Annotated in this window: 8 protein-coding genes; 1 reads left to right on the forward strand and 7 read right to left on the reverse strand. The window is 42.1% G+C overall.

Translation table 11 applies throughout. The features are described 5' to 3' along the window. Positions 1-233: 233 nt before the first annotated feature. The 7 genes from MSA64_RS01040 to MSA64_RS01070 form a co-directional block, all read right to left on the reverse strand. Positions 234-773: a histidine phosphatase family protein gene (locus MSA64_RS01040; RefSeq protein WP_187007627.1), complete on the reverse strand. Its 540-nt coding sequence runs from the start codon at positions 771-773 to the stop codon at positions 234-236. Positions 774-776: 3 nt separating this feature from the next. Beyond that, positions 777-1223, reverse strand: a complete 447-nt coding sequence (locus tag MSA64_RS01045; RefSeq protein WP_154432900.1) for a YunG family protein — start codon at positions 1221-1223, stop codon at positions 777-779. A 94-nt stretch (positions 1224-1317) separates the two neighbouring features. Further along, a complete protein-coding gene (locus tag MSA64_RS01050) occupies positions 1318-2172 on the reverse strand; it encodes an FKBP-type peptidyl-prolyl cis-trans isomerase (RefSeq protein WP_287890178.1) in 855 nt (284 codons plus the stop codon). Between the two features lie 129 nt (positions 2173-2301). Then, complete coding sequence (locus MSA64_RS01055) at positions 2302-3786, reverse strand: HAMP domain-containing sensor histidine kinase (RefSeq protein WP_287890179.1); 1485 nt, start codon at positions 3784-3786, stop codon at positions 2302-2304. Continuing rightward, positions 3783-4463, reverse strand: coding sequence for a response regulator transcription factor (locus tag MSA64_RS01060; RefSeq protein WP_154432897.1), 681 nt, complete (start codon positions 4461-4463; stop codon positions 3783-3785). The genes MSA64_RS01055 and MSA64_RS01060 overlap by 4 nt, the downstream gene beginning before the upstream one ends. Positions 4464-4559: 96 nt before the next feature. Further along, positions 4560-5144 (reverse strand): hypothetical protein, encoded by a 585-nt coding sequence (locus MSA64_RS01065; RefSeq protein WP_287890180.1) that lies wholly within the window; start codon positions 5142-5144, stop codon positions 4560-4562. A 142-nt stretch (positions 5145-5286) separates the two neighbouring features. After that, positions 5287-5760, reverse strand: coding sequence for a DUF2284 domain-containing protein (locus MSA64_RS01070; protein ID WP_287890182.1), 474 nt, complete (start codon positions 5758-5760; stop codon positions 5287-5289). A 201-nt stretch (positions 5761-5961) separates the two neighbouring features. Here MSA64_RS01070 and MSA64_RS01075 point away from each other — a divergent pair. Next, positions 5962-6118, forward strand: a 157-nt coding sequence (locus MSA64_RS01075; protein WP_442945301.1) for a transposase, incomplete at its 3' end; no start/stop codon positions are given.

A 6118-nucleotide genomic window follows, 5' to 3' on the forward strand; every position in this document is an offset into this window, starting at 1 on the left:
TTTGATGAGACATATGCCGATGTGGAACGCGGATGTGACGGGCTGCTGTATTATCTGCTGCATGAGGATAAATAGGGTTGTATTTGTTTTCGCTGGAATGAAAATTCGAATTGTATTTTTTTCATTTGTCAATTCAATTATATCATTTCCGTAGAAATGATATAATTGAATGTATAAAGTTTAACACTATATGTAAATCAAATTTGTTTCACCGAATCAATATAAGATATTGGCTAAAAATCATACCGAACAACCGCGCAGTTTTTCACGCCCCATGCAGCATATTCTTCATTGGTCATATCGGTAAAATAAGACTGCACAACTCTGGCGATCCCGTTATGGGCAACCAGAATGTAAGTTTTTTCTTCCGATTCTTTCCTGATATCATCAAGAAGATTATAGATTCTCTGTGCCAGACGAAGTGTCGATTCTCCTCCCTCATGGCTGCAGGCAAAGAATTCTTTCGCCTTTTTAAAGTCCTCTCCGTCCCGCGGCGTGGATTCCCATTTTCCGAAATTTTGCTCGATCAGTCTTGGCTCTACCCGACATGGGATTCCTGTCATCTCAGAAATTAACTGTGCCGTATCTTTTGCCCGGCTGAGCGGTGAACACAGGATCTCATCTGCCTGGATTCCTTCTGCAAGAATCTTTCTTCCTGTTTCTCTCGCCTGTTCCCGTCCGTATTCGGTCAGTGGGCTGTCGGTGCAGCCGCAGATCTTATTTTCCACATTCCACACGGTCTGTCCGTGACGGACAAAGTAAAAGTGTCCCATTTATTATTTCTCCTCGTTTCTTTCGCAATACTTCTTCAATTCTTCTTTCAACTTCTCGTACCGCATCCGCTTCTCTTCCTTCGCAAAATGCACTTCCCGGAACTGTTCAGGATTCTCCTCATAGTCCAGTACTTCATCGCCGAACTGCTCACTGGTAAGATCAAACTTACAGTCTCTGATCACATTATAACAGTGATAATTTCCACCCGGTCTGAGGATTCCGTACACTTTACCGCCGAAGATATCCTGAGCCAGAAAAGCGGTGATCGAACACTGTCCAAGTGTCATATTTTCTTTTGTCCAGTTCTGCCTCATCCGCGGCGCACAGGTATCCGCACACCAGACATGTGATAATGCATCGTATAAATCAACAGGTGTCTCGATCCCTTTATATTCGGCTGTAATCGCTTTTGCATCTGCGTGTTCCCAGCCCCAAAATCTGTATTTCATAATACTATATTCCCTCTAAATTTCAAACTAAAAACAAAGCTATACAATTCATTGAAATCATTGTATAGCTTTGTCTGTTACTTATCTTATGTTATTATTTCACTTCCACCAGTTCAATCTCAAAGTTCAGTTCTTTTCCAGCCATCTCATGGTTTGCGTCAAATGTAATAGTTTTTTCATCTTTCGCGTTTACCTTTACCGGGAATGGCTGACCGTACTGATTGGAAAGATACACCTGCTGACCTACAGTAAGGTCTTCAGAACCTGGAAGCTGGGCGATCTCCACAGTAAAAATCGCATTTGGATCCGACATGCCATAAGCTTCTTCCGGCATCAGATGAACGGTAACCTTCTCACCCACTTCCATAGTTGCTACTGCTTTATCAAAACCAAGGATCATCTGTCCGGCACCGCAGGTAAATTCCAGTGGTTCACCACGGTCATAGGAGCTGTCGAACTGAGAACCATCGTTAAATGTTCCTCTGTAATGTGTCCGGCAGATCTTTCCTACATTTGGTCCTTCAAATGACGGCTGATGACTTCCGCAGCCACCACCGCAGCCGCTGCAGCCGCCGTCGCCACAGTTCGATCCGCAGGAATGTCCTTCCTCTTCTTCATGATGATGATCACAATTTACGCCGGTAGATATCAGTTCTCCTTTCAGGTATGCTTCCACTGCCTGGTCAGCATCACCTTCTGCTCCGGAACATACTTCGATTCCCGCCTCTGCCAGTGCTGCCTGTGCGCCACCACCAAGACCTCCGCAGATCAGTACATCAACTCCCTGACCTTCTAACACTCCGGCAAGAGCTCCGTGACCTTCTCCATTGGAACCGATCACTTCACTGGAAATTACTTTTCCCCCTTCCACTTCATATACCTTAAATGTTTCTGTCTTTCCAAAGTGCTGAAATACCTTTCCATTTTCATATGTTACCGCTATTTTCATTTGTAAAAATCCTCCTACGTATTTTTCTTTTACAGCGCTTTGTTAAGTATAACACATTTGTCACTGAAATGACAAAGAAATAAATAACTTTTGTTACTACGCCTGTCTTAAAAACACGTTTTCGAGTTTTTATTCCTGATTTCCTGACAATGTAGTATCCAGTGTAAACCAGAATTCCACTCCATTATCATAATTTTTCACACCACACTGCTGATTCATAGACTCCATGATCGCTTTTACGATAGACAGACCGATACCGCTTCCGCCGTACTCTCTCGTCCTTGCTTTGTCTACTTTATAAAATTTGATCCAGATCTTATCCAGTTCTTCTTCCGGAATCGCATCTCCGGTATTGAAAACCGAGGTGCGGATCACACCATTCTCCTGGGTACATCGGATATCTATTTTCTTTTCATTTTTAGCATAATGAATCGCATTGGTGACATAGTTTGTGATGACCTCTTCTACCTTGAATTCATCTCCCCACACATGCAGAGGTTCTGTCTGGTAGAACATAATCTCAACTTCAGCCTGCTGTGCCAGAATCTGGGAAGACTGGATCACTCCCTGTATCAGAGATGTCAGATCAAAACGCTCCATATTCACCTGATCATTACCAAATTCCAGCTGATTCAGTGTCAGCAGTTTCTTCACCATCTGGTTCATCTTTCCCGCTTCATCTATAATCACATCACAATAGAACTGACGGCTTTCCTCATCATCGTTAATATTATCCTGCAGACCTTCTGCATACCCCTGAATCAGTGCGATCGGCGTTTTCAGCTCATGGGAAACATTCGACAGAAATTCTTTTCGCATCTCATCAATTTCTTCTTTTTTTTCAATGTCTTTCTGCAGTTCATTATTTGCCGTCTTCAGTTCCGAAATCGTCTGTTCCAGGGTTTCTGACATCTGATTAAAATTATGTCCCAGCACACCGATCTCATCTTCTCCTCCACTGGTATATTTTACATCAAAGTCCAGATTCGCCATTCGTCTGGATATCTCTGTAAGTTCCGTCAGCGGTTTTGTCAGACGTTTTGCCAGAAAAGCGATAAATGCAGCACCGATCACACACACACCTAACGCCACCATCAGATAGAATCGATTGGACAATGCGATACTTTTCTGAATGCTTTCTATCGGTGATCGTACAATAAAGTTTACACCGTCATCCAGCGTACCCCAGATTTCCAGGAATTCCATGTTCAGACTGGCATCTCTGTTAAACTGAATCGTATAATTATTTGTTTTCTCAATGATCTTATCGCCCTTCGGTTCGAAATTATAAATATATCCGAATAATTTCGCTGCAAGTTTTTTTGATTCACTGTCCCGCAGATTGCTGTATCCTTCCGGTTCAGATCCATTCCAGTCAATGATAACAAACGACAGGTTATTGGTAGATGCAAACTTTAATGTATCTGTCTTATCCACCGCGTCGTATTCTTTGGCAATCGTTTCATAACTGGTTTTCAATATTTCTTTTTTATTCTCCAGATAATACTGCTCCATGAATGTCATATTCAAAAAAATGATCAATCCCAGAGCGAGTACCAGAAAGCCAAGAAATGCTCCTGTTATCTGCCAGCGTATGGATTTTGATTTTTTCATTGGTCTACCTCGAACTTATATCCCATGCCCCAGATTGTTTTGATATAATCTCCTTTATCTCCCATTTTGCTTCGCAGTTTTTTTACATGGGTATCAATCGTTCGGGCATCTCCGAAATAATCATAATTCCATACATGATTCAAGATTTTTTCTCTGGATAATGCAATTCCCTGATTTTCCATAAAGTAGGTCAGCAGTTCAAATTCCTTGAAACTCAGTTCGATATTTTTTCCGTCCACACTGACTATATGTGCTGTTTTGTTCAGTTCAATACCGCCACATGTCAGCACATTTTCCTGTTCTCCGTGACCGGATCTTCGAAGGATTGCCTCCACTCTGGCAACCAGAATCTTTGGACTGAAAGGTTTGGAAATATACTCATCCACTCCCAGGTCGAAGCCCATCAGTTCATCCCGTTCATCACTTTTTGCTGTCAGCATAATGATCGGAACCCTGGAATGTGCGCGAATCTCACGACATACCTGCCATCCGTCCATCTTTGGCATCATGACATCCAGAATAATCAAAGCAATGTCTTTCTCTTCAAAAAATATATCTACCGCCTGTTCTCCGTCACCGGCTTCCAGCACATCAAAATCTTTTTTCATCAGGAAATCTTTTACCAGTTTCCGCATTCTGCTCTCGTCATCCACAACCAGAATCTTCAGTTTTCCCATTCCTGTTCCTCCTCATAACCATGTGATCTGCTATCACGTTTTATGTGCTCAGTATATATGAAAAATATGTAGCTTTTGTGTTTTTTAACTTCTCTTTTACTTATGTGTGGTCATAAACTGAAAAAGTACTCCCGCCGGTACACAGACAGCCATAATAAGCAGCATCAGAATCCCTGAATCTTTCTGCAGGATCCCGCAGACACCGGTTGCCATGCTCATACCGCCACTGACAGCCATCAGCCAGATAATACATGGGCGGGCATATTTTACTACCAGGATCCCCACAAGAACACCCAAAAGTGTTCCTGCTGCCAAAATCAATATTTCCATTTTGGGTTCTATATCCAGCTGACGGACCACCATTAATATTGCATAAGTTGTGAGAACCCATCCCAGAAAAAATGCACCTACAAGGTACACCTCATATCCCAGAACCGCAGTTATGCCCCCTGCTGCCAGTGGCAGAATCCATTTTACATTTCCGGACAACTGCAGAACATACACAGCGGTCATACCTATTCCGGTTCCCAGAAAAAAGCCACAGACTGAAATCCAGAACTTCAACATCCGATACCCCATAAAACAATTCAGAGCCCCAAAAGCAACACGGACAATCAAGAGTAATACAGATAACTGTGCCGCCACCTGTGTAAATTGATTAATTCCGGACAAATAATCCATTCTTCTCTCCCCTTTTGTTTTTATTTTCGTGTATTATACTCTTTTTTTCAAACTCCTGTCAAATATCACCAGAGCATGCTCGATCAGCAGTTCTGTATTGACACCAAACAATAGAATTCATAATTACTCAGTACCTTCACAGTTACGAATAAAGAATCTGCGAGAAATACCTCAACATTCCATCATTCTCCCAGCACAGCATCCCTGCGGCATCTGCCATTTTCTGCGCATCCACACAGTATGCCGACATACAGGAATTGTGTTTATATGGTCCTGCAGCCATAATCAAAATATCTGTTATCCCCTCTGCTTCCATCTTTCCGGCAAGCTTTTCTGTCATTATATTATGTCGAAGCTTGTCTTTCTTATATTGAGCCGGATCCCGGCTATCTTCCAACGTGGTCTGCAGTACCAAAGTATTCTTATAACGGAATGCGCGCTGTTTCATTTCTTCTGCCGTTCCACAACTCGGTGGACATGCAGGATTTAAATTATAACAGCCACACCTGTTTTCTTCACAAAAGTTTCGATATTCCGGCACAAAAACCAGTTTCTTTGTATCCATAACGGCAGCATTTGAAAATCCCAGATCTATTGCTTCTTTCACAAGATTCATGTTTTGTATCCCTCCATAATCTAAACGTTATCCTTTGATCTTTCATTTTTAATATCAATCGGTTTATAAACGTCATATATCACCAAAGATAGTATATCACTATTTCGCACCCCTAGAGCGTGTCTGAAAAATAAAAATTGCACAAACCAAATGTTGCATTTCCCTTTTTTATGATAAAATAAAGAAAAAGGGGTGTTCAGTATGTTGAGACGATATGAGTTAACAGATGAAGAATGGAGTCGTATTGCACCATTACTCCCTCCTGAAAATACAGGAAAACAGGGACATCCACGAAAAGATAACCGCACCATTCTTAATGGAATGGTTTGGCTGGCACGCAGTGGTGCACCCTGGCGTG

Origin of the sequence: Oliverpabstia sp. (assembly GCF_022785585.1) — a bacterium.
Lineage (GTDB): Bacteria > Bacillota > Clostridia > Lachnospirales > Lachnospiraceae > Oliverpabstia > Oliverpabstia intestinalis.